At 71.3% G+C, this 21,993-nt stretch carries 19 protein-coding genes and 1 pseudogene; 12 read left to right on the forward strand and 8 right to left on the reverse strand.

The genetic code is table 11. The features are described from left to right. The first annotated feature begins 453 nt into the window (after window positions 1–453). Together Q8791_RS17675 and Q8791_RS17680 are read left to right on the forward strand one after the other, a co-directional pair. The gene (locus Q8791_RS17675; protein ID WP_330092825.1) at window positions 454–2,058 is read left to right on the forward strand and encodes an OmpA family protein; all 1,605 of its coding nucleotides are present in this window, start codon (window positions 454–456) and stop codon (window positions 2,056–2,058) included. 400 nt (window positions 2,059–2,458) lie between these two features. Next, window positions 2,459–2,695, forward strand: a complete 237-nt coding sequence (locus Q8791_RS17680) for a hypothetical protein (protein ID WP_330092826.1) — start codon at window positions 2,459–2,461, stop codon at window positions 2,693–2,695. 112 nt (window positions 2,696–2,807) lie between these two features. Here the strand turns inward: Q8791_RS17680 and Q8791_RS17685 are convergent, their stop codons facing one another. Next, a complete protein-coding gene (locus Q8791_RS17685; protein WP_330092827.1) occupies window positions 2,808–3,512 on the reverse strand; it encodes a hypothetical protein in 705 nt (234 codons plus the stop codon). Between the two features lie 638 nt (window positions 3,513–4,150). Between Q8791_RS17685 and Q8791_RS17690 the strand changes: the two genes are divergently transcribed. From Q8791_RS17690 to Q8791_RS17725, 8 genes are all read left to right on the forward strand, one after another. Continuing rightward, window positions 4,151–5,152 (forward strand): LysR family transcriptional regulator, encoded by a 1,002-nt coding sequence (locus Q8791_RS17690; protein WP_330092828.1) that lies wholly within the window; start codon window positions 4,151–4,153, stop codon window positions 5,150–5,152. A gap of 210 nt (window positions 5,153–5,362) precedes the next feature. After that, a complete protein-coding gene (locus Q8791_RS17695) occupies window positions 5,363–6,502 on the forward strand; it encodes an ABC transporter substrate-binding protein (RefSeq protein ID WP_330092829.1) in 1,140 nt (379 codons plus the stop codon). Further along, window positions 6,499–7,353, forward strand: a complete 855-nt coding sequence (locus Q8791_RS17700) for an ABC transporter permease (protein WP_330092830.1) — start codon at window positions 6,499–6,501, stop codon at window positions 7,351–7,353. Before Q8791_RS17695 ends, Q8791_RS17700 begins: the two co-directional genes overlap by 4 nt. Then, a complete protein-coding gene (locus tag Q8791_RS17705; RefSeq protein ID WP_330092831.1) occupies window positions 7,350–8,216 on the forward strand; it encodes an ABC transporter permease in 867 nt (288 codons plus the stop codon). Before Q8791_RS17700 ends, Q8791_RS17705 begins: the two co-directional genes overlap by 4 nt. After that, on the forward strand, window positions 8,213–9,031 hold the full coding sequence (locus tag Q8791_RS17710) for an ABC transporter ATP-binding protein (protein ID WP_330092832.1): 819 nt from the start codon (window positions 8,213–8,215) through the stop codon (window positions 9,029–9,031). Before Q8791_RS17705 ends, Q8791_RS17710 begins: the two co-directional genes overlap by 4 nt. Further along, window positions 8,997–9,353, forward strand: a complete 357-nt coding sequence (locus Q8791_RS17715) for a hypothetical protein (RefSeq protein WP_330092833.1) — start codon at window positions 8,997–8,999, stop codon at window positions 9,351–9,353. The genes Q8791_RS17710 and Q8791_RS17715 overlap by 35 nt, the downstream gene beginning before the upstream one ends. A 344-nt stretch (window positions 9,354–9,697) precedes the next feature. Continuing rightward, window positions 9,698–10,447: an SDR family NAD(P)-dependent oxidoreductase gene (locus tag Q8791_RS17720; protein WP_330092834.1), complete on the forward strand. Its 750-nt coding sequence runs from the start codon at window positions 9,698–9,700 to the stop codon at window positions 10,445–10,447. A gap of 293 nt (window positions 10,448–10,740) precedes the next feature. Then, a complete protein-coding gene (locus Q8791_RS17725) occupies window positions 10,741–11,256 on the forward strand; it encodes a 2,4'-dihydroxyacetophenone dioxygenase family protein (RefSeq protein WP_330092835.1) in 516 nt (171 codons plus the stop codon). 72 nt (window positions 11,257–11,328) lie between these two features. On the opposite strand, the gene lpdA is transcribed toward Q8791_RS17725, so the two are convergent. From lpdA to Q8791_RS17755, 6 genes and pseudogenes are all read right to left on the reverse strand, one after another. Continuing rightward, complete coding sequence (lpdA, locus tag Q8791_RS17730; RefSeq protein ID WP_330092836.1) at window positions 11,329–12,735, reverse strand: dihydrolipoyl dehydrogenase; 1,407 nt, start codon at window positions 12,733–12,735, stop codon at window positions 11,329–11,331. Window positions 12,736–13,099: 364 nt separating this feature from the next. Further along, entirely contained in the window at window positions 13,100–14,083 is a 984-nt protein-coding gene (locus tag Q8791_RS17735; RefSeq protein WP_330092837.1) for a DedA family protein, read from the reverse strand. Between the two features lie 277 nt (window positions 14,084–14,360). After that, on the reverse strand, window positions 14,361–16,379 hold the full coding sequence (locus Q8791_RS17740; RefSeq protein WP_330092838.1) for a chromosomal replication initiator protein DnaA: 2,019 nt from the start codon (window positions 16,377–16,379) through the stop codon (window positions 14,361–14,363). A gap of 363 nt (window positions 16,380–16,742) precedes the next feature. Next, window positions 16,743–17,858 (reverse strand): winged helix DNA-binding domain-containing protein, encoded by a 1,116-nt coding sequence (locus Q8791_RS17745; protein WP_330092839.1) that lies wholly within the window; start codon window positions 17,856–17,858, stop codon window positions 16,743–16,745. A 289-nt stretch (window positions 17,859–18,147) separates the two neighbouring features. Then, window positions 18,148–18,327 (reverse strand): annotated as a pseudogene (locus tag Q8791_RS17750) (BldC family transcriptional regulator); the annotation flags it as partial. 187 nt (window positions 18,328–18,514) lie between these two features. Further along, window positions 18,515–19,153, reverse strand: coding sequence for an ATP-binding protein (locus tag Q8791_RS17755; RefSeq protein WP_330092931.1), 639 nt, complete (start codon window positions 19,151–19,153; stop codon window positions 18,515–18,517). Between the two features lie 269 nt (window positions 19,154–19,422). On the opposite strand from Q8791_RS17755, the gene Q8791_RS17760 reads away from it, so the two are divergent. Then, window positions 19,423–20,292: a helix-turn-helix domain-containing protein gene (locus Q8791_RS17760; protein WP_330092840.1), complete on the forward strand. Its 870-nt coding sequence runs from the start codon at window positions 19,423–19,425 to the stop codon at window positions 20,290–20,292. Between the two features lie 10 nt (window positions 20,293–20,302). Further along, window positions 20,303–20,428: a DUF397 domain-containing protein gene (locus tag Q8791_RS31845; protein WP_407942021.1), complete on the forward strand. Its 126-nt coding sequence runs from the start codon at window positions 20,303–20,305 to the stop codon at window positions 20,426–20,428. A 224-nt stretch (window positions 20,429–20,652) separates the two neighbouring features. On the opposite strand, the gene Q8791_RS17770 is transcribed toward Q8791_RS31845, so the two are convergent. Next, window positions 20,653–21,774, reverse strand: coding sequence for a methyltransferase domain-containing protein (locus Q8791_RS17770; RefSeq protein WP_330092842.1), 1,122 nt, complete (start codon window positions 21,772–21,774; stop codon window positions 20,653–20,655). Between the last annotated feature and the right edge of the window lie 219 nt (window positions 21,775–21,993).

Raw genomic sequence — 21,993 nt, forward strand, 5'->3', positions numbered from 1 at the left:
GAGATGTTTCTCGCCCCGGCCGGTGGCCGGCCGGGTCGCCGGGCCCGGGGAGACTCGCGGACCTTGATGGCGGTATGCCACCCGCCCTTGGTGTCTTCGCAGCTCACAGATGTTCTGCCATCGGCGGGCGGGGTTCCCGGGGCGGGTTCTCGGCCGAGGACGCCCCGGTTGGTGCAGCTCCGGGGGCTGTCCGGCGCTCATCGAGCGGATCAGGGACCGGAGCCGACCGTCACGGGGGTGTCCGGGCCCGGCCACGCGAGAGGGTCCCGCACTCCGGGCGCGTGGACGCCGGGCCCCCTGGTGCTCCTCCCCGGCCACGTCCTCCCGATTCCCGGACATCCCCCCTCCGAGCGGCCGGTATCCCGCCAACCGGGGACGGGGCGGTCGGTTCGGCCTTCCGAGTGCTGGAGGATGTTGCCGGTACGCCTCCCTCAACGATCGGAGTTCCCCCACATGGCGCGGAAGACGCCCATCACCGTGGTCGCGCTGATGGTCTCGGGCAGCCTGCTGCTCAGCGGCTGCACGATCACCGCGGACATATCCGACTGGTGGTCCGAGACGTTCGGAGACGCGTCGGGGCCTCCGACGGTCAGGGAGGAGTTCCCCTACGTGCGCGAGGGGCGCATCTTCCAGGACACCGGCCAGGACACGGAGATGCACTTCGCCGTGACCGGGCTGGAGCGCACCGACGACTACACCGTCATGTACTACGAGGTGACCTACCCCGACGAGTTCTCCGGGCCCAACCGGAACCTGAGCATGGCCCACACCCTCGTCGACCCGCTCAGCGGCCGGGTCTACCGCCAGTTCCTGGACGACGGCGGCCTCAAGTACGGGTCGGAGAGCCCGAACGAGGACGGCCTGTACCCGGTCCACGACGGCGTCACCAACGAGTACGTGCGCTACTTCCCCCGTATCCCCGACGAGGTCCAGCAGGTGACCTTCGTCGGCAGCGGCCTCGGCGCGATGACGGGCATCCCCGTCCAGGACGTGGAGGAGGAGCGGCCGGACCCGGAGAGCCCCAACGGGCCCGACCACCTCAGCCTGGACAACCCGCCGCCCCGCGGTGAGAACCTCACCTTCGTCAACCGCCGCCCCGACGAGGACGCGGTGGCCGACGAGGGCTGGGTGCAGAGCTTCGTGGACTCCGAGATCGCCTCCACCACCCGGGACGGCGACCGGGAGATCATCTCCCTGCACTCGGACGTCATGTTCGAGTTCGACCGCTCCGACCTGACGGCGGACGCCGAGGACGTGGTGCGCCGGGCCGCCACCACCCTGGCCTCGAACGTCGACCCGGACGAGCCGACCATCACCGTCATCGGGCACACCGACGGCATCGGTGACGACTCCTACAACGACACCCTCTCGGTCCAGCGGGCGGAGAGCGTCCGCGACCTCCTCGCCGAGGAGCTGGGCACCGACTTCACCCTGGAGGTCGAGGGCCGGGGCAAGCGTGAGCCGGTCGCCCGCGAGGGAGGGCCCGACGACGACGAGGCCCGCGCCCGCAACCGCCGCGTCGAGTTCTCGTACGTGTTCAACACGACGGTCGAGGCGACGGAGGAAGAGGAGTACGACGACGACGGGCTGGGCGTCGCGCAGCGCAACGTCACCTGGCCGGCCCCGTACGACGCCGACCCGGGGTCCGTGGTGGCCGAGGGTGAGCTCGACGGCGTGCGCCTGGAGGTCTACCCGCTGCGCCGCGACGGCGCGTACGTGATCGGCACCGTGGCGCTGACCAACACCACCGACGAGCCGACCATCCCGGACATGGGCGGCCAGGAGGCCGTCCAGGCCGGTGGTCCGGAGCAGTTCAACAAGGGCACGCTCGGCGGTTTCCAGCTCCTGGAGCCGGAGAGCGGGCTGGTGCGCTACGTGGCGCAGATGGACTTCGGGGAGGGCCGCTACAGCAGCTTCGCCGAGGAGGTCCACATGCTCCAGCCGGGCAACACCTACAACCTCGTCGCGGTCTTCCCGGCTCCGCCGGTGGACGTGGAGGAGCTGACCCTGCGGGCAGGGCCGTTCGGTGAGTTCGAGGAGGTCCCCGTCGAGTACTAGCGGGTCGGCCGGAGACGTCGCCCGTGTGACGTGAGGGCCGGGGCCGAGGGCTCGGGCCCTCCGGGAGACATCCGTTTCCACGCGGAATGTGTGACTCCCGGGGCTTCGGGAGTTTGTGAGGCTTTCTGAGAGCTTCGGGAGCCCCGGGGTGGACCAGGCCCGGCCCGGGGGCCACGGAGGTCCGAGAGGGGTCGTCAGCATCGCGCCGGCGGCCCCTCGCGGGTTTCCCGGGGTGGGTTTCGAGGCCGCGGCCGATACCGGACCCCGACACGGGGCGTCCGTCCGGGGTCACCGCACCCCGTGTGATTACGATCAGTAGTGCATTAACTACTATTGGTGGCGTTCGATGGTGTCCCGCCCGCGTGACCGGAACACCGGCAGGCCACGGACGGGAAGAGTCATGTACGACGATCGGCGGGGCGCCCTGCTCCGGAGCGCGTCCCGGGTCCTCGGTGGGGCGCTGGCCGCAGCGGCCGTCACCATCCTCACCGCGGGCTGTCCCGGATCGGGCTCCGACGGCGGTGGTGGCGGGTACGGGTCGGTCGAGGGGGAGACGCGGTCCGAGCAGTCCGAGCAGCCCGAGCCGTCCGAGCCGTCCGACCCCTCCGCGAAGGCCGATCCGGCCGATCAGCTGTGAGACGGCCGATCTCCGGTGGCTGAGCGCCCGAGGGACGCCGCCGGGGCCACCGGCTGTGCCGGTGGCCCCGGTCCGCGACCCGCCGGCCCGGGAGGTCCCGCCCCGTCCCCGGTCAGCCGCGGACGCGCTCGGCGGCCTGCATGACGATCCGCTCCAGGTCCTCGCGGGGGACCTCCTCGCCGTAGGCGATCACGGTCACGTACAGGTCGCCCGGCAGCGACAGGTACAGGTTGCGGCTCGACCCGTCCACGGTGCCCACGTACTCCAGGTCGCCGCCCAGGGAGTCGGACTCGTCGGTGTGGTAGCTGTCCACGTCCACGTCGATGTCCACCTCCCAGTTCATCTCCTCCTCGGCGCCGGGCACCTGGACGACGTCCGGGTTGGTGCTCGGGTCGGCGTTGGCCGTGAACACCAGGGTGAGCGAGGGGGAGCCCGCCGTCCCGCTGCCGTCGCTGAAGGAGCACACCACCTGCTCGGCGTCGTCGATCCCCTCCACCGGGCCGACGTCCTCGGCGAGGACGGGGCCGGGGGCCAGGTCCCCGACGACCTCGGCGGCGCCGGCGGCCTCGCACGACTCGGGGAGCCCGTAGGACGAGGCCTCCTGGTCCGCCTCCTCCTCTTCGCCCTCCCCGGGGCTGGGGCCGGCGCTGGGGTCCTCGTCCGGTGACTCCTCGCCGTCTCCGGAGAAGAAGCTGAAGTCCATGTCGAATTCGTCGGTGTCGACCACGTCGCAGCCGACGAGGACGAATCCGCCGACGACGACGGCGACGACGGCCGTGCCCAGGCACGACAGGGGAGAGGACGGGATCAGTCGCATGGGTGGCTTTCGGTTCGGGGAGCGCCGGGCTGACGGGAGTGGCGCCGACGGGGGACACACGGAAACCTAGCAAGTTCCCCGTCCCCCCATCGAGCGGACGCCGTCACGCCCCCCGCTGCGGGCGGCCGGTCGCGCGGGGGCGGGCGAACGGGGGTTCGGCCGTGTCGTCCTCCGGCGACCGGTCGCGCGGGGGCGGGCGGAGGGCCCGGCACCGGCCCGCTGCACCGGCCCGCGGCGGAGGATTCCGTGCCTGTTTTCGGCATACCGGGATCAGGATCCTGGATAGTCGACACCGTTGACGAGAGAAGTCCGTTTTATGTACTTATGGGGCGAAACGGTGAACACTTTCTGCTTCTGATGGATATAACGTGTGTCACGCCCGACCCACGCGAAACCTCCCCCGCGTCCCCCTTCCCGGGGCCCGGAAGTCCGATTCCCCGAGCGCCGCAACGCCCCTTCCCGAACCCCCCGACCCCCTTTTCCACGCCTCTGATCTCGGCTTTTCCGAGTTCTGCCGCGCCTCTTTCCCCGACTCCCGGCTCCGCCCCTCCCGGACGCGCAGCCTCCGGTCGCCGCCCCGGGCGGAGCCGCGGCCCCGCGCCCGCCCGCCCGAACATCTTCGAGAGTGAGATCCGACCGTGCTCGACGCGGACATCCGGCTGGAGTGGTTCGTCTCCTTCCTGGCCGTCATCGACACCGGAAGCTTCGTCGCCGCAGCCGAGTCCACCCGCAGATCGCAGCCGCGTGTCAGCCAGCACGTGGCCGCGCTCGAACGCGAGATCGGCCAGCCCCTGTTCGACCGGAAGAAGCGCCCGGTCCGCCTCACCGAGGCGGGCCACGCCCTCGCCGTCCAGGCCCGCAACGTGCTCCGCGCCCTGGAGGCCGCCGAGTCCGCCATGGCGCCCTGGCGCGGCGGCACGCGCGGCATCGTCTCCCTCGGCTCCTACCCGAGTGCCAGCGCCGCGTTCGTCCCCGGCCTCCTCAAGAACCTCATCGCCGAGGACCCCGACGTCAAGGTGGTCCTGGTGGAGCGCTCCACCCTCGAACTCGACGAGGCCCTCGCGTCCGGGGGTATCGACCTCTACCTGCGCCCGATGTCGCCCCGGCCCACGTCCCCCTCGGTCACCAGCCTTCCCCTGTGGTCCGAGCCGCTCGTGGTCCTGCACGCGGACGGCCATCCACTTGGGAGCGTTCCCGACCCCATTCCCGTCGAGGCGGTCGCGGAGCACCCCATCGTGTCCATCGGGCGGCTCGACGCCCCGGAGACCTCGGAGTTCGAGTCCTACCGGGTGTTCCAGGAGCGGGGTTTGCAGATCGACCCGATCCAGGCCACCAACCAGCCGCAGACGCTGGTGTCGATGGTCGCCGAGGGCATCGGCGTCGGCGTCACCAACTGGCTGGCGGCGTCGATCGCCGACACCAGCGGTGTCAGGATCAGGCGTCTGGAGGGGCCGCCGGAGCGCAGGGTCGCCGTGTGCTGGGACTCGACCCGCCCGCTCACGCCGGCCGCCCGCAGTGTCCTGCGGACCATCACGGAGCAGCCGAGTCCCAAAGGCACCGTGAGGGTCATCGCGCCCCGTAAACGTGCAACAGACACAGTATTCACTTCTCGAATACCGTCATCAAGGAATAGGACTTAACGCCGAGGCTGTGCGGATGTAGCGTCATGCACGCGAAACGGCGGAGGGGATTCAGACCGGCGTGAACCGTCATCCCCTTCCGAGCTCCCCCTTTTTCACTCTCCGCTACCCCCGTTCGTGGTTGGCGACAGCCATTCCTCGATCTCCCCTGGTAGGTCGTGGTCCACCGGGGTCTGCGAGGGTGCCACCCTGCGTGATCGGAAGAAGTCCATGCCTCGACTTTCCCAGCTGTCCCTCGCCGCGACGTGTTCGTCGGTGCTTCTGCTCACCGCATGTACCGGGGGCTCGACCGTCGACGACGACGTCGAGGGCGCCGACGCGGGCGCGGGTTCCCTGACGAGCATCAACGCCGGATACGTCTCCGCGATCGACCAGATCGGCCTGCCGATCGGCACCGAGCAGGGGCTGTTCGAGGAGCGCAACCTCGACGTCACCCTCGCCGAGCCCTTCCCCACCGGCGTCGACGCGATCAACGCCCTGGAGGCGGGTGACGTCGACATCATCCAGGTCGGCACCCCGGCCATCGCGGCCGCCCAGGAGGGCGCCGAGCTCAGCCTGATCGGCAACTACACCGGTTCGGCCACCCAGCGGAGCATCGACGAGACCGCGGCGATCGTCGCCGCCGAGGGCTCCGAGATCGACTCCGAGGACCTGTCCACGCTGGAGGGCAAGTCGATCGGCGTCTCCGTCGGCTCGATCAACCACCTCTACCTGCTCGGGCTGCTGGAGGACCTCCGCATCGACACGGACGACGTGGAGCTCGTCAACACCGCCCCGCCGGACATGGCCGTGGCCCTGGAGACCGGCGGCATCGACGCGGCCGTCATCTGGGACCCCTGGCCGATCACCATCACCGAGCAGGTCGAGGGCTCGGAGATCATCCTCAGGGGCGGCGGCTACATCCCGTTCATCGGCTACATCGTGACCACGCCGACCTTCCTGGAGGAGAACCCCGAGGCCGTCGAGGAGTTCCTCGCCGCGCGGGCCGCCTCCGACCAGTGGATCCGTGAGAACCCCGAGGACGCCGCGTCCTCGGCCGTCCAGTGGCTCACCGGCACCGACCCCGAGGTCGCCCAGGAGGCCATGCAGTACAACGTCGCGCAGCTCGACCCCCGCTTCTCCGCCTGCAACTACCTGGCGCTCGACACGGTCGGCCAGCTGCTCGCGAACCAGGGCCAGATCGACTTCGACTTCGACATCAACGACTACTTCGAGCCCGGCCCGATCGTGTCGGTCATGGAGGAGAACCCCGAGCTCTTCGAGGACCTCGCGGAGATCCCCCAGGCCGCGGCCGTCGACGCCGACTACAACTTCGTGCGTGAGATCGCCCAGGAGTCGTGCGCGGTATGACCCCCGACCCTGTGCCCGCCGCCGGGCGTCACGCGCCCGGCGGCCGGGCGGCCCGGAGGGCCCGGCGCGGCCCCCGGGCCGGGTTCGTCGGACCCACGCTGTGGTTCCTGCTCCCGTTCGTGGTCCTGGTCGCCGTCTGGGCCGTGATCGTCGAGGTCACCGGCGTCCCCAAACGGATCTTCCCGCAGGTCGACGACGTCGCCCTCGCCCTGGCGGACATGGCGGCGAGCGGTGAGCTGGCCGAGCACCTGGGCGCGAGCCTGTACCGGGTGCTCATGGGAAGCACCATCGCCATCGCGACCGGACTCCCGTTCGGTATCGCGCTCGGCGCCAGCCCGGCCCTGTCCGCGTTCTTCTCGCCCCTGCTGCGGTTCTCCGTGGCGCTGGCGGGGATCGCGTGGATCCCCATCGCCACCCTGTGGCTGGGATACGGGGACGGCGCCGTCATCTTCATCGTGTGGAACGCCATGTTCTTCGCCCTGGCCTACAACACGATGCTGGGCGTCCGGCGCATCCCCACGACCCTGCTGCGCTCGGCCCGGTCGATGGGCGCGAGCCGGTGGCGGATGTTCTGGGAGGTGCTCCTGCCCGGGGCGCTGCCCAGCGTGGTCAGCGGACTGCGGATCGGGCTCGGCTACGGCTGGCGCGGCCTGGTGGCCGCCGAGATCATCGCGAGCAGCGCCGGTCTCGGGTACGCGCTCTTCCTGGCCCAGAAGACCTTCTCCACGGACGTCATCATCGCGTCGATGGTCATCATCGGCGTCCTGTGGCTGATCATGGACCGGCTCCTCCTGGCCCCGCTGGAGAGGCGCACCATCGAACGCTGGGGCATGACGGGAGGTGCGCGATGACCGCGACCCGCGAGAGGGGGGCGCCCGCGGGCGCCCGCCCGGGGATCCGCCGCGCGCCCCTGGCGAAGCGGTTCTGGGCGGTGCTGTCCCGCAACAGCGCGTTCCGCACCCTCGGGCCGTTCGTGCCCGTCGTGGCCCTGTGGTGGCTGGTCGCCGAGGCCGGGGTCTTCCCGGACGCCTTCTTCGTCGGCCCCGACCGGGTCGTCGCCGAGATCGGCGAACTGCTCCGCAAGGGCATCCTGCCCGGCTACCTGTCGGACTCCCTGACCAGGCTCGGCTACGGGGTCGGGTTCGGTCTGCTCATCGGCCTGCCGATGGGGTTCCTGACCGCGATGTCCCTGCGGGTCCGCAAGGCCGTCTGGCCGATCCTGCTGTTCTTCCAGGCCATCGCGGACATCGCGTGGCTGCCGATCGTGATCGTGTGGTTCGGCTTCAGCCTGACCTCCGTCACGTTCGTCATCGTGTACACGATCGTCTTCCCGCTCATGCTCAGCGTGGTGGCGGGGGTCGAGCAGGTCCCGGGCGAACTGATCCGCGCGGCCCGCAGCCTCGGCGCGGGACGCATCAGGGTGTTCGTGGAGGTCATCCTCCCCGGGGCGCTGCCCGCGGTCGCGAGCGGTGTCCGCACCGGGCTCGGCTACGGATGGCGTGCGCTCGTGGCCGCGGAGATCATCGTGGGCACCAGCGGTATCGGATTCATGATGTTCGACGCCCGCCGGGTCGGGGACGTCAGCCAGGTCTTCCTGGGCATGATCGTGCTCGGGATCCTCTGGTACATGCTCGACGCGCTCATCCTGGCGCCGTTCGAGAAGGCCACCGTCGAACGGTGGGGGATGGTGCGAAGCATGGAGGGTGACGGATGACCGCACTGGTGATCGAGAACCTGAACAAGGTCTACACGGACGCCTACTCGGGGGAGGAGGTCACCGCGATCGGCGACGTGTCCTTCGCCGTGGAGCGCGGTGAGTTCGTCTCCGTCCTCGGCCCCAGCGGCTGCGGCAAGACCACGGTGCTGAACACCGTCGCGGGCTTCGTCAAGCCCACCGGCGGCGTGGTCGAGGTGGACGGGAGCCCGGTGTCAGATCCGGGGCCCGACCGCGGGGTGGTGTTCCAGAGCCACGCCCTCTTCCCGTGGAAGACCGTGCTCGGGAACGCCGTGTTCGGCCTGCGCATGAAGGGCGTCCCGCGCGCCGAGCGCGAGCGCCGCGGCCGGGAGTACCTGGAACTGGTGGGCCTGGGCGGGTTCGAGCGCAAGTACCCGCACGAGCTGTCCGGCGGCATGCAGCAGCGGCTCGGCGTCGCCCGTGTCCTGGCCAACGAGCCCGCCGTCATGCTCATGGACGAGCCGTTCGCGAGCATCGACGCGCAGACCCGGCGCAGGCTCCAGGAGGACCTGACCCGGATCTTCGAGGAGCGGCGGCCGACGGTGTTCTTCGTGACGCACGACATCGACGAGGCGGTGTTCCTCTCCGACCGGGTGGTGGTCCTCTCCGGACGGCCGAGCACGGTCCAGGAGATCGTCACGGTGGACCTCCCCCGCCCGCGCACCTGGCGCGAGGCGGTGGACCTCCCGGAGTTCCGGGAGAAGGTCGCCCGGATCAACGACCTGCTCTCGGGCGGGGCGGGGACGGGGGGTGGGGCCCGTGTCGACTCGGACAGCCCCGTCGACGTGGGCTAGGGCTCTGAGGAGCGCGACCCTGCGCAGGATCGCCGTGGTGGTCCTGGCGGTGCTCCTCTACCAGGGGTGGATCGGGTTCCAGGCGATCGGCAAGGCCGAGCCGGGACTGGGCGACACCCCCGACGAGCGAGGCAGGTTCGACGTGGACGTGGTCCTCGGGTTCGTGCCCGAGCGCTACCACATCCTCCAACTCCAGAACCACGGGCGCATCGCCGGTACCGACGACATGGTCGTCCACCTGCGCGGCGTCTCGCCCTCGGGGGTGGACGCCCTGGCACGCGAGTACTGGATCGACGCCCTGGTCGCCCCCGAACCCGAGTAGGACCCCACGAACCCGCCGGCACCGTCCACGCCGGCGAGGACGCCCGCCGGTGCTCCTGACAGCGCCGGCGGGCGCCCCCCGACGGCCGCGCCCGCACCGGGCACGGCGGCCCGTCGAACCCCCACCGACCCCGACCACAACGACATCGACGTCGAGAGACACCCGGTACCCCCAGCGGTACCGGGCTCCCAGTGGACCGCTGCCGCGGGAGGACGGGCCCGGCGGCCACGCGGTGGAACCCCACGGAGGCCACCACCCCAGACCACCACCCCAGACCCCCAGCACCGAGATCCCCACACACCCCACGCCGGCGGGAGACCGCCGGCCGCAGAGTCGGAGGAGCCATGGAAGGCCAGCACCCGGGCCCCGAAGGGAGCCGGGGCGACGCACGCCGCCCCCGCACGGTCGTCGTCGTCGGCGGCACGAGCGGCATCGGCGCAGCGATAGCGGAGCGGTTCGTCGAGCGCGGTGACAGCGTCGCCGTCGGCGGGCTGCGGGCCGCCGACGCCCCGCCCGCGCTCCGCGAGCGGGCGGCGGTCACCGAGGTCGACGTGACCGGAGGCGACGCCCTGGAGGCGTACCTGGCGGGGTTCTCGGAGATCGACGCCCTGGTCAACGCGGTCGGGATCATCCGGCGCGGGGACGAGTTCGACCCGGCCGTGTTCGCGCGGGTCGTGGAGGTCAACCTGACGTCCGTGATGCGCGCGTGCGTGGCGGCCCGTCCGGCGCTGGCCGCCTCCGGCGGGTGCGTCGTCAACATCGCGTCGATGCTGAGCTACTTCGGCGGTCCGATGGTGCCCGGCTACAGCGCGAGCAAGGGCGGCGTCTCGCAGCTCACGCGGTCGCTCGCGGTCGCGTGGGCGGCGGAGGGCGTCCGGGTCAACGCGGTCGCGCCGGGGTGGATCAGCACCGACCTCACCGCGGGGATCCGGGAGAACGACGAGGCCCAGGCGCGCATCCTCGACCGGACGCCGATGGGCCGCTGGGGCCGCCCGAGCGAGGTCGCGGGCGCCGTGGACTTCCTGTGCGGGCCCGACGCCGGGTTCGTGACGGGCGCGGTCATACCCGTCGACGGCGGGTACCTGGCCGCCTGAGCGGCCGGACCGCGGCCGCCCCGGGCCCGCGGTCCCCGCAGATCCCCGGACCGGCTGACGGGCGCACGCGCCCGCACCGCGGGGGCGGCGCGGTCCCTGAACCGCGCACCACAGACGCCCTGGGGAGCTCCCACCATCACCGGGTCACCCGGTGGGGCGGGGCGGACAGCTCCTCAGGTGCTTTCCACGAAGCAGCAACGGCAGGCGCGACAACGCAGGACGCAGCACCAGAGAACCCAGCCGCACCGCGCCATCCCGGCCCCAGGGCCGGGTGGCACACCAGGGAGGACACCGTGTCACCGAACGCCGCATCCGCCAACGAGCCCGTGCGCATCGCACCGTCGCCGGGCATCCCCGCCGAGATCGCGATCCCCGCGGTCCCCGAGGACCCGCGCATGTGGGTCCCGCAGGCGCCGAACGTCTGGTTCCGGCCGCTGATGCTCAACACCGTCACGGGCCAGTGGTGCAACCTGCTCAAGGTCACCGCGTCCGGGATCGTGTCCCGGCACCGCCACCCCGGCGCCGTGTTCGGCTACGTCATCGAGGGCAAGTGGCACTACCACGAGCACCCCTGGGTGGCCGAGGCCGGGCACTTCGTGTACGAGCCGCCGGGTGAGATCCACACGCTCGCGGTCCCCGAGGACTGCGACTACATGGTCACGTTCTTCAACATCAGCGGGGCCATGGTCTACGTGGACGACGACGGCGTCCAGACCGGCTACGAGGACGTGTTCACCAAGATCGAGATGGCCCGAGCGCACTACGAGAGCGTCGGGCTGGGCAACGTCGTCGACGACCTGATCCGCTGACCGCGCGGCAGGGTCCCCCGCCGTCGCTCGGGGGCGGGGCGGGGGACCACTGCGCGGTTCCGTGTGTGCGGGCTACAGGTTGATCATGTGCCCGGAGAGGCCGTGGACGGCCTCCTTGACGGCCTCGCTGAGCGTGGGGTGCGCGTGGATGTTGCGCGACACCTCGTGCACGGTCAGGTCCCACTGCTGGGCCAGCGTCAGCTCGGGCAGCAGCTCGGTGACGTCCGGGCCCACCATGTGGGCGCCGATGATCTCGCCGTACTTGGCGTCGGAGAGCACCTTGACGAAGCCGCGGGTGTCGCCGAGCCCGTGCGACTTGCCGTTCGCCATGAACGGGAACTTGGCGACCTGGACGTCGTATCCGGCCTCACGCGCCTCGTTCTCGGTGTAGCCGAAGCTGGCGATCTGCGGCTGGCAGTACGTGGCGCGGGGGATGAACTTGTAGTCGATCTCCTGCGTCTCCGCGCCCGCGATGGTCTCCACGGCGACGATGCCCATCGCCTCGGCCGTGTGGGCCAGCATGAGCTTGGCGGTGACGTCGCCGATCGCGAAGATGTGCGGGACGTTGGTGCGACCCCGGCCGTCGATGGCGATCGCCCCGCGGTCGGTGAGCTCCACGCCGGTCTTGTCCAGGCCGAAGCCCTCGACGTTGGGGGCGAAGCCGATGGCCTGGAGGAGCTTGTCGGCTTCCAGGGTCTGCTTCTTGTCGTCGGTGGTGGTGACGTGGACGCGGACGCCCTTGCCCGTGTCCTCGACCGACTCCACGCGGGTGGAGGTCATGACCTTGACGCCGAGCTTCTTGTACGCGCGGGCGATCTCCTTGGAGACCTCCTCGTCCTCCATGGGGACGATGCGGTCGAGGAACTCGACGATGGTGACGTCCACGCCGTAGTTGGCCAGGACGTACGCGAACTCGACGCCGATGGCGCCCGCGCCCGCGATGACGATGCTCCCGGGCAGGTTCTCGTCGAGGATCTGCTGCTCGTAGGTGACGACCCGCTCGGACAGCTCCGTGCCGGGCAGCAGCTTGGTGGAGGAGCCCGACGCGATCACCGCGTGGTCGAAGGTGACGGTCTCGGTGGAGCCGTCGCCGCCGCGCACCTCGATGGTGCGGTCGTCGGTGAAGGTGCCGCGCCCCTCGATCTCGGTGATTTTGTTCTTCTTCATGAGGTAGTGGACGCCCTTGACGCGCCCGTCGGCCACCTCACGGCTGCGGCTGTGCGCCTTGCCGTAGTCGAACTCGACCTTGCCGTCGACCTTGATGCCGAAGAAGTCGGCCTCGTTGTTGAAGAGGTGGGCCAGTTCGGCGTTGCGAAGGAGCGCCTTGGAGGGGATGCAGCCTACGTTGAGGCAGACGCCGCCCCAGTACTTCTCCTCGACGACGGCGGCCTTGAGGCCGAGCTGGGCGGCGCGGATCGCCGCCACGTAGCCGCCCGGACCAGCGCCGAGGACCACCAGATCGAAGTGTCGTTGTCCCATGACGGGATCTCCTTGAGTGTGTTTGTGACTCACCCAGCGCAGACGGCTTGCCCGGGGTGTCCGATTGCCGAACGCCAGCCTAGTCGCGTATCGCTTCCGCGTGTGTGACCAGGTCGGGACTGGTCGGAGCTGTGGGCGTCGCGGCTGGTCGTGGGCGTATTCCCGGGGGCGGACGGTGGCCACCGGCGGTCGGCCGCCGGTCGGGGCGGGGCCGCGGGGAGCCGGAGGGAGCTCTCGCGGTCGGGCGCTGGCCGGGGCCGCCCGTGGTCTCGTACCCGTGGCGGGTGAGGGCGTCGGAGTCGGCCACGAGTACGGGACCGTCCGGGCAGGGGCTCTCGTGCCGCACGGGCAGCGGTTCCGGTCGCTACCGGGCGGGAGTTCCGGCGTCGACCACCGCGGACCCCGCGGAGTTCTCGGAGTCCGCGGACTCCCGGTCGCCGTCGGCCCTGGCGCCGTCCGTGGCGGCGGGCTCCCCCGCCTGCTCGGCCTCGGCGGCCTCGGCGGCCTTCCGGACCCTGGCGGCCTCCTCGGCCTTGGCCTGGCGAATCTGCTTGACCACCGGGACGAACGCCATCACGAGGACGATCGCGAGCGTGACCCACAGGGCGTACCTGTCCACGGCCAGGACGATGTCGACCCCGGTCTGCCCCGCCGCGTAGCCGATCCCGGCGACCGTGCCCGTCAGGAGCAGGGCGCCGAGGGCGTCCAGCAGCAGGAAGGTCCGCAGGCGCATGCCGGTCCAGCCCGCGACGACGTGGACGAAGAGGGCGGGCACGCCCGGCAGGTACGACAGCGGGACGGCGGCTCTGATGATCCAGGGGTTCATGTCCTCGGCCCTGTCCGCGAACCGCTGCGCCTTGTCGCCCTGGGCGATGAGGTTGACGAAGCCCCGTCCCCAGCGTCTGCCCACCCACCAGAAGAGCCAGTCGACCTTGATCTTGCCGACCACGCCCGCGACGACCACGAGCCACAGCGGGATCTCTCCGATGCGGGCGAAGGCCGAGGCCGCGCCGATCGCCGCGTTGCTGCCGGTCACGAAGGCGAGCCCGATCGGGTGCTCGGCGATCAGGAAGGGCTTGAGCGGGGTCAGCGCCATGAAGAACACGGGGATCGCGATGACCGTGAACAGCAGGGCCTTGTCCTGGCGGGTCGCCTTGCCCTTCCAGGGCTTCATGGCGCGGAGGGCCTCCATGGCCTCCTCCTGCTTGCGCTCCTTCTCGATCTCCTCGGCGGTTCGGCCGTCGTGCGCGGCGGACTCCGCGTCGGCGGTCGCGGCCGGGGCTCCCGCCGCCGTGTCGGGGGCGGAGCGGTCCGGATTGCCGGGGGTGTCCTTCTGCGTCGTCGCCATGTACCAAGGATCGCCCAGTCGGTGGACCGCTGAAAGTCGTAGGTGTCACCGCGTCGGTGTGAGAGGTGCAACGGGCCGGGGATGACATGTGTCATGCGGGGTCGCTTCCGCCGGTGTCCGCCCCGGATCTCCCCGCGCCCGCGGAGCGGCCGCTACCGGCCGATCCCCTGCGCCCGCGCGTGTGTCTGTGTCCGCGTCTGCTGTTCGCGGACCGGGGAGGTCCGCGCGGACGTCGCGACGCCGCCACCGCCCCCGGGGACGCCTCCCGGACCCGGGCTCAGCGCTCGGGCGGGGTGGGCCACTTCCAGCCGGGGGCCCACGACCAGCTGTCCGAGACGCCCGGGGGCATCGGCGGCAGCAGGTGCGCGCCCGGAGCCCGCTGCTCCGTGCCCTGCTCGGGCTCTGGGCGGGCCTCGGCGTCGTCCTCGGCGGCGGGGGAGTGCGGCGCCGGGTCGGCCCCCCACGCGTGCGGGGCGTGGTCCAGTGGTGGCGGCGCGGGCTCGTCGGTCCGGGCGTGGGGGCCGGGCTCCCCGTGCGTGCCGGGCGAGAGCGGGTCCGCGCCCCACGGGTGGGGCTCGGGGGCGTCGTGCGCCCCGAAGGCGGACCCGCGCCCGGCAGCACCGTCGTACGGGGGTTCGTTGCGGAACCCGAAGCGGTCGCCCTCGCCGGGCTCGAACCGGGCGGCGGACTCGTCGCGCAGCCCCAGTTCGTCGCGGGCCCCGGGCAGGCCCTCGTAGCCGGGCTCACCGCCGGGACCGGCTCCGTCCCGGTAGTCCCGCGGACTCCTCCACGGGGCGGAAGGGGTGGACGGGGGCGGGCCCCCGAACAGCGGCCCCTCCTCGTCGTCCTCCGACTCCTGGAAGCCTCCGCTGCCGTACTCGTCGCGGAACTCCAGCGGCACACCCCACGGGTCCTCCATCGACGGCGGGGTCGTCGGCACGGCCGGCTCCGCGCCGAACCCCGCACCGGCGCCGCTCCCGGCCGGACCTCCCGAGGGAGACCCGTCCCCGGCCCGGTCGCCGGAACCGGACGGACGGCCGTCCTCGTCCTCGCTCCCGATCTCCGACGCGTCGACGCCGCCCGGGGCGAAGGGGTCCTCCTTCAGGCTCTCCGGGTCCAGGGCGGCGAACGCCGCCGACATCGGCCCGGAGTCCACCTCGGCGTAGTGCGCGGCCACCCCGAAGTGGCGCGGCGGCCTGCTGTGCGTGCCGGTCTCGTCGTTCTCGACCGGCGGCGCCAGCGGGTGGCGCACCGAACCCGCGGGGTGCATGCGTGCCCACCAGGCGGCCGCCTCGTCGTGGCGCAGCTCCTCCAGGACTTCCAGCGAGCCGGGGACGTGCGGGTGCCTGCGACCGGCCTTCCAGGAGTGCGTGAGCGTCTGGGGCTCCAGCACCAGCACGCGTTCGCCGTCGACCACCGGGATGTCGCCGGGGCGGGCCTCGTTGCCGACCCACTCGCCGTTGCCGCCGACCAGGTCCCATTCGCCGCGCACCACGTCCGCGAGCGGGTCGGCGGGGGCGTTCAGGCACGCGGAGGTCCAGCGCGGGTCGGGCCGGGTGCCCGGGACGAGGCGGCCCTCCTTGCCGATGAGCGCGTCCGCGAGGAGGGTGTGGAGCTGGAAGTTGTCGCCGATGCCGTCGAAGCGCACCCGGAAGCCCCGCCACGAGGCGCGGTCGAGGACCAGGGCGGTGTCGGCCTCGGCCATCCGCAGGAGTTCGCTCACCTCGACGAACTCGCTGAGCTGGGTGGAGAGGGCGTGGGTGATCTGGCTGAGCCCGTCCAGCGCGCTGGAGTCGGCGCGCACGGCGGCGCGCACGCCGGGGTCGCCGAGCATGGCCTTGGCGGCCAGACCGTAGCGGAGCGAGGTCCACCAGCCGATGGTGGCCAGGGGGGCGTTGTCGCCGAGGACCTCCTCGACGCGGTGCTCCTCGGGCTGGGACACCTCGGTCGGGGAGGGGAGGGGGCCGCCGCCGGTCTTGTCCCAGGCGTGCATGAACGCGACTGCGGCCTGACCGTAACTTCCGAGCTGTCTCAGTACCTCCAGCCCCACCTCCCCCGCCGGGGCGCCGGACTCGACCAGGGCTCCGGCCAGGACGGAGAGGTCGGCGGCGATGCCCGCGACCCGTTCGGAGTCGCCGAGGACGGGGGCGAGGGCCTCCATCGCGATCGCGAGTTCTTCCGTGGGCACCTGCGAGGACAGCCGGAACACGTCGTGCACGGCTGCGGGGAACCCGGGTGCCTGGCTTGCGGCGGTGTCGAGCACCCGTTGGAACGCGGCGCGGAACTCATCAGTCACCCATGAATACTTCCATACCCGCACGTTGTGTCCGTGTTCGCCTACGTGCGTAGATAACGGGCGCGATCGCCTGTGCCCACGGGTTTGCGGGCACGTGGCGCGGTGGGGACGGGGAACGGAGCCGTGGCCGCGTCCAGGGGTCCGATCGGAGGTTGTGCGGCTGGTGTACGGAACGGAGTCGTGGCCGGGCCTCCGACCCCTCCCGTGCGCCCTGGGTCCGGGCCCTGCCCCCCGGGTTCGGGCCCCTGCGCCCCGATTCCCCGGCGTCCTCGGTCACCGGGGCCCCGGCCCCTGCGACCTGCGTCCGGGCGCCTCTGCCCCCGCGTCCCCGGGCCCCGGGCGGGGCGGGGATCGGCCCCGGTGTCAGGCCTGCGGGGCGAACCGGACCTCGTGCCCGCCCCGGTCCGCGGCGAGGAACCGCAGCATCCGCAGCCCCTCCGCCTCCACCTGTTCGCGGTCGGCCCCGCTGATCTCCGCGTACGGGACGACCTCCACGACGGCGTCCCGCCTGGTCCGGACCACCTTCCAGGAGGCGCGCACCTCCCCGTCGACCAGCACCGTCGCGGGCGGCATCCCGTTGCGGGAGGCGAGCCTCTTGAGGTCGTCGTCGGAGATGACCCGGCTGCGGTCCGCGTGCCCGCGCAGCAGGTTGTCGAAGTCGTACAGCAGGCGCACCGGCGCGGCGGTGTCCTCCCCCGGGCGGGGGGCGTCGGGGAGGTCGAACAGCTCCCTCCCGTCCTCGCCGCGCAGCACCACGAGCCGGTCGCGGAGCCGGTCGAACACCTCGCCCAGGCGGGTCAGCCCGGACCACGCCTGCGCGTCCTTCACCCCGGCCGGGCCGAACGCGGCCAGGTAGCGCAGCACCATCCCCTCCGGGTCCGGCGCTGCGTCCATGGGGAGCCCCGTCCAGGTGTCGGCGGGCGCGAGCGCGGCCGGGCCGGAGGCTCCCCACACCCCGCGCGGCGGGATCTGGAGCATGGGCAGGCGGCCCTTGACGACCTGTGCCAGGTGGGTCCCCTCGACGTCGGGCCACCGCTCGTTGAGCCGGGCGCCCAGTTGGCCCAGGTCGAGAGGGGCGCGGGTGAGGATCTCGTACCCGGCCGCCGCGATCTCGTCGGGGTCCAGGCCCCGGGTGGCGCGGCCGTGGGTGCTGTGCGCGACGACCTGGTCGATGGCCGGTTGGACGGTCGGCCGGAGGTACCGGCAGTCCTCGGGGGTGACCAGGTGGAGGGTGCCGCGCATGAGGGTGACGCGGACGAGGGCGCCGTCGGTGAGGAGCTGCCCGACCGACTCGGGCGCCAGGCCCTCGATCCGGTTCTCCAGCCCGGCGTACCAGGTGTGGGTGGTCTGCGCCTGGAGCCCGGCGAGACGGGTGACGACCTCGGTGACCGGAAGGTCCTCGCGCCGCAGGAGGAGCTGGCGGGCCAGGGTGGCGCGGTTGAGCGCCCGCCTGGTGAGGACGGTGTCGGTGGTGGCCATCGCTCGGTTCCTCCGGTGTCCGGGACGTGGTCGAACACTACAATCCGCCTCGGACACCCGCTCGGAGCGCGGACGGCGGTAGGGCTCGGGGCGGCCGGACGGGCGGGGTCCACCCTTCCGGCCGCCCCCGGTGGAGAGCCCCGGGGCTGCGGTCTCAGGCCGTGGAGCGGAGGGTCCTCGCGAGCCGCAGGATGCGGGCGGCGTCGCTCGTGGCGCCGATGTCCACCGCCAGTGCGTGCACGGACTCCAGGGACGCGATCACCTCGTCCACCGTCGGCTCCTCGTCGAACAGGGCGGTCAGCTGGGGCCGGGGGTAGCGGCGGTGGCCGCCCAGGGTCCTGATCGAGGTGAGCTTGCCGTCCTTCTCCCAGCGGGTGACGGTCTTGGGGTCCACCCGGAACAGGCGGGCGACCTCTCCGGGGGTGAGGAGCTCGTCGGCGGTTTCCGTGAGGTGTGTGCGGGCGGTCAACTGCGTCCTTTCGGGTGCGGGTCCGCAGCGGGGCGGGACAGGGTTTCGAGGGGGTGTCGGGAGGCCGGGACGCGGACCGGGCAGGGATGGGCCATCGGGTTGACCGAGGCCCACGAGCACTCCGGTGCGGGACAGGTCCAGAACCCGGCGGGCGCCCCTGCGGCGGGTGCGCGTTCGTTCCACCCCCTCACCGTGGGCCGTCGCTGTCGGCGGCACCGTGGTCGCGGCGGTCGGTGGTGGGGGCGGAGGGGCCCGGGGGGTCGGCGGAGAGGGCTGCGGCGGTGGAGTCGTCCGCCTCGGCCGCGCGTGTGGTGTGGCTGCTGGGGCGGTCCAGCTCGAACCACACGGTGGTGCGCCCGTTCTCGTGCAGGGTGCCCCACCTGCTGGCCTGCTGCGAGACCATGCGCAGGCCCAGCCCGCCGACCCGGTGCGGGTCCGGGGCGCGGACGTACGGGGAGGGCGCGCTGTCGGTGCGGGGACCCTGGTCGGTGATCCTGACCTGGACCCGGCCCGGGAGCCTGTGCAGGGTGACGACGACCTCGCCGCCCTCCTCGCCGCTCCGCGAGTGGGTGATCGAGTTGTTGAACAGCTCGGAGACGAGGCTCTGGAGCAGCTCGGTGGGCTGAGGCGGGAGGGCCGACAGGGAGGCGAGCCGCTGGCGCAGGATCGAGGCCGTCTCCGGGACGCCGGCGATGGTGAGGGAGTGGCCGATGCTCTTCGGGTCCGGCTCCACCAGGATGGCCGCGCGGTCGCGGCGGTTCGTGGTCCTGCGCGGGAGGCGCGGGGGAGTTCCGACTTCAACCTGGTTGTCCCGCCGTTGTTCCATATGGATCACTGATCCCACCTGAATCCCCGTTCCGGGCATGCCGCAATGCGGAGCCCGAGAGTTCCCGTTTGACTTCGGACCTGCTTTGAGCAGCGTAAATGCTGTAAGTGCAGTTGGGTGTCGGTCCGTGAGCACCACCCTGGACGGTTTCGGTCGGGAGGGAAAGAGAAACAACCAGGTTGGCGTGATATTAGGCAATCGGTTGGTCCTGGTTGCAGGTCTACGGCACTGTGGTTCCGCTGGTTTCCCCCTCGGATGATCGGGCGGACATGGAGAAGAAGCGCGGCAAGGCGAAATGGCGCAAAGTGGGCGTTGAGCTGCGGGCTCTGCGCACCGGCGCGAGCCTGCGACAGAAGGACGTGGCGCCTTACGCCGGGGTGGTTCCCGCCCTGGTCTCGGCATGGGAGAACGGTATCCGCGGAATGAGTGCGGAACAGGCGCTCGCACTCGACCACGCGCTCAACGGCAACGGCCGTCTCGTGCGGGCGTACGAGAGTGCGGAATCACCGGAAAATCTCCCAAAGTGGTACGAGCAGGTTTCCAAGATTGAACAGCGGGTTTCTGAGCTGCGGGAGTACCAGTGCCAGCTCATCCCCGGACTGATCCAGACCGCCGAATACGCGCAGGCGACGATCCGGGACACCGCTCCCTGGACCTCGAACGCGGAGGTGAAACGCATGGTCGCGTTGCGGAGGGAGCGCCAGGCGATCCTGACGAAGGACCACCCCCCGCTAGTGTCTATCGTGGTGGAGGAGTTCGCCCTGAGTCGTGTGATCGGGGACGAAAAAACCCAGATTGCTCAACTGGATCGAGTGATCGAGCTTGCCGAACAGGGCAAGATTCGGATCCAGGCTCTGCCCTCGGATGTACGTCACCACCATGGAGCGGCCGGTCCGTTTCGGATCTACACCTTTCCGGAAAGCCCTGCTATGGCATCCGCCGAGTACGCGGGTGGTGAGGTCCAGATGGACGACATGGAGACGGTACAGAAACGGATGACCATCTTCGGCTGCCTGCAAGCCGAGGCGCTGTCGATGGTCGCCTCCGTGGAACTGGTCAGGAAGGTCAGGAAGAGCATTGATGAACGGGCACGGACACAGAGGGCGCCAGTGGCACAAGAGCAGCTACAGTGCGGCTGAGGGTAGTTGCGTGGAGGTGGCGGAGGGGGAGCGCGTCCTGGTGCGTGACACCCAGAACCGCGGTCTCGGGCACGTGGCGTACTCCTCCGACGCGTGGGCGGTCTTCCTCCAGGGCGTGAAGAGAAAACCCTTCTAGGCTTTGCAACACAACGGCTGACCAGCCCGCTGGTCAGCCGTTCTCATTTCTGAGGAAGGGCACTCTCCGGTCCCTCGATCCACGTGAATGAGGTTCCCGTCAAGCCTTTCCCGTTCCGCCGCACAGGGCGCACGGAACCTCCTCGACCTTCCCGTCCCGCGATGCCGTGTCCTTTCCGGTTCCGCGGCAATGGGAGCAGTTGAGTTCTTTGCGGTGATCGCCCATCAGTTCTTCACCCTTTCGATCCGGTTGTCCGGGGAATCGAGCCACACGTGCTGCCCCTCGGGTGCCACGGTGACGCCGAACCGGTCGGCACGGGGTTCCCCCCAACCGGTCCAGGTGAGGAAGGCCTGCTCGGCCTCGTCCCACAGGTTGCGCGGTCCGCGCTGCGTCACCTGGAGCTCGCCCGTGGCGGAGCGCCGCACCAGGGCGTGCGAGGCGGTGCGGTCGTTGAGGATCGCCAGAACGCCGCCGTCCGCCGACTCCCAGGAGGACAGGGCCGTTCGGGGGACCAGCCCGACATGGGCGATCTCGAACCCGCGCCCGGCACGGATGATCCGGCGGGGGTCGACCCCGGGGACGGACTCGTGCTCGTTGTCCGCCAGGTCGATGCCGCGCGACCGCTGTGAGCGCAGCATCATGTACCCGCATTCGCCGTGGACGCGCCCCTGCGCCGTGCCGTCGTCCAGCACGGTCAGCCTGAGCTTGTACCCCCGCGAGGGGGGCATCCACGGCAGCACCACCACGCCGCCGGGCCGGGTCTGCGCGATCCACGCGTACGGGATGTCCTCCACACCGCAGGTCACGTGCACCCGGTCGAAGGGCGCCCCGTCCGGCCGGCCCTCCGCGCCGTCCGCGACCTCCACCCGGACGGAGGCCCCGGCCCGCTCCAGGTTGGCCCGCGCCTGCCGGGCGAGAGCCTCGTCCACCTCCACGCTGACCACGCCCTCGTCGCCCACGTGCCGTCCCAGCAGCGCGGCCGTCCAGCCGGTCCCCGTGCCGATCTCCAGCACGCGGTCGCCGGGGTACGGGTCGAGCAGCTCCAGGAAGCTCGCGACGTTCTCGGGGGCGGAGCTGGAGCACGTGTATTCCGAGGTCCTGTCGATGTTCTCCGCCGTCAGGGGGACCCGCCCGTCCTCGATCTGCGTGACGATCACGGTGTTGTCGTAGACGGCGGACGTCCAGGACGCCGGGTCCGCGTCGCGGTCGATCATCCGGCTCGGTGCGTCGCCCATCGGGTCCGCCCACGCGACGTCGGGAATGAAGTGCTCGCGGGGGACCGCGCCCAGCGTCTTCGCCCACTCGGGATGTGTGGCGTACCGGGTGAGGTCTTCTGGTCCGGGCATGGGGGCCTTCCGGTCCGCGTCGGAGAAAGTGCTGGTCGTCGCCAATCTATGCTCGATTTCGGAGACCTGAAACACGAATGTCCGCACCCGGTCATGGTCGCATTCGCCACAAGGGGAAACCCGGTTCGCCTGGGCCTCTGTGGTTTTCTTTCATCGTTTATGGTTTCAATCAGGAGAAAAGATCGAAATCGCTCTTGGGGGAGTGGTGATCAGGTGGGG

The organism is Nocardiopsis codii (assembly GCF_036327455.1).
Lineage (GTDB): Bacteria > Actinomycetota > Actinomycetes > Streptosporangiales > Streptosporangiaceae > Nocardiopsis > Nocardiopsis codii.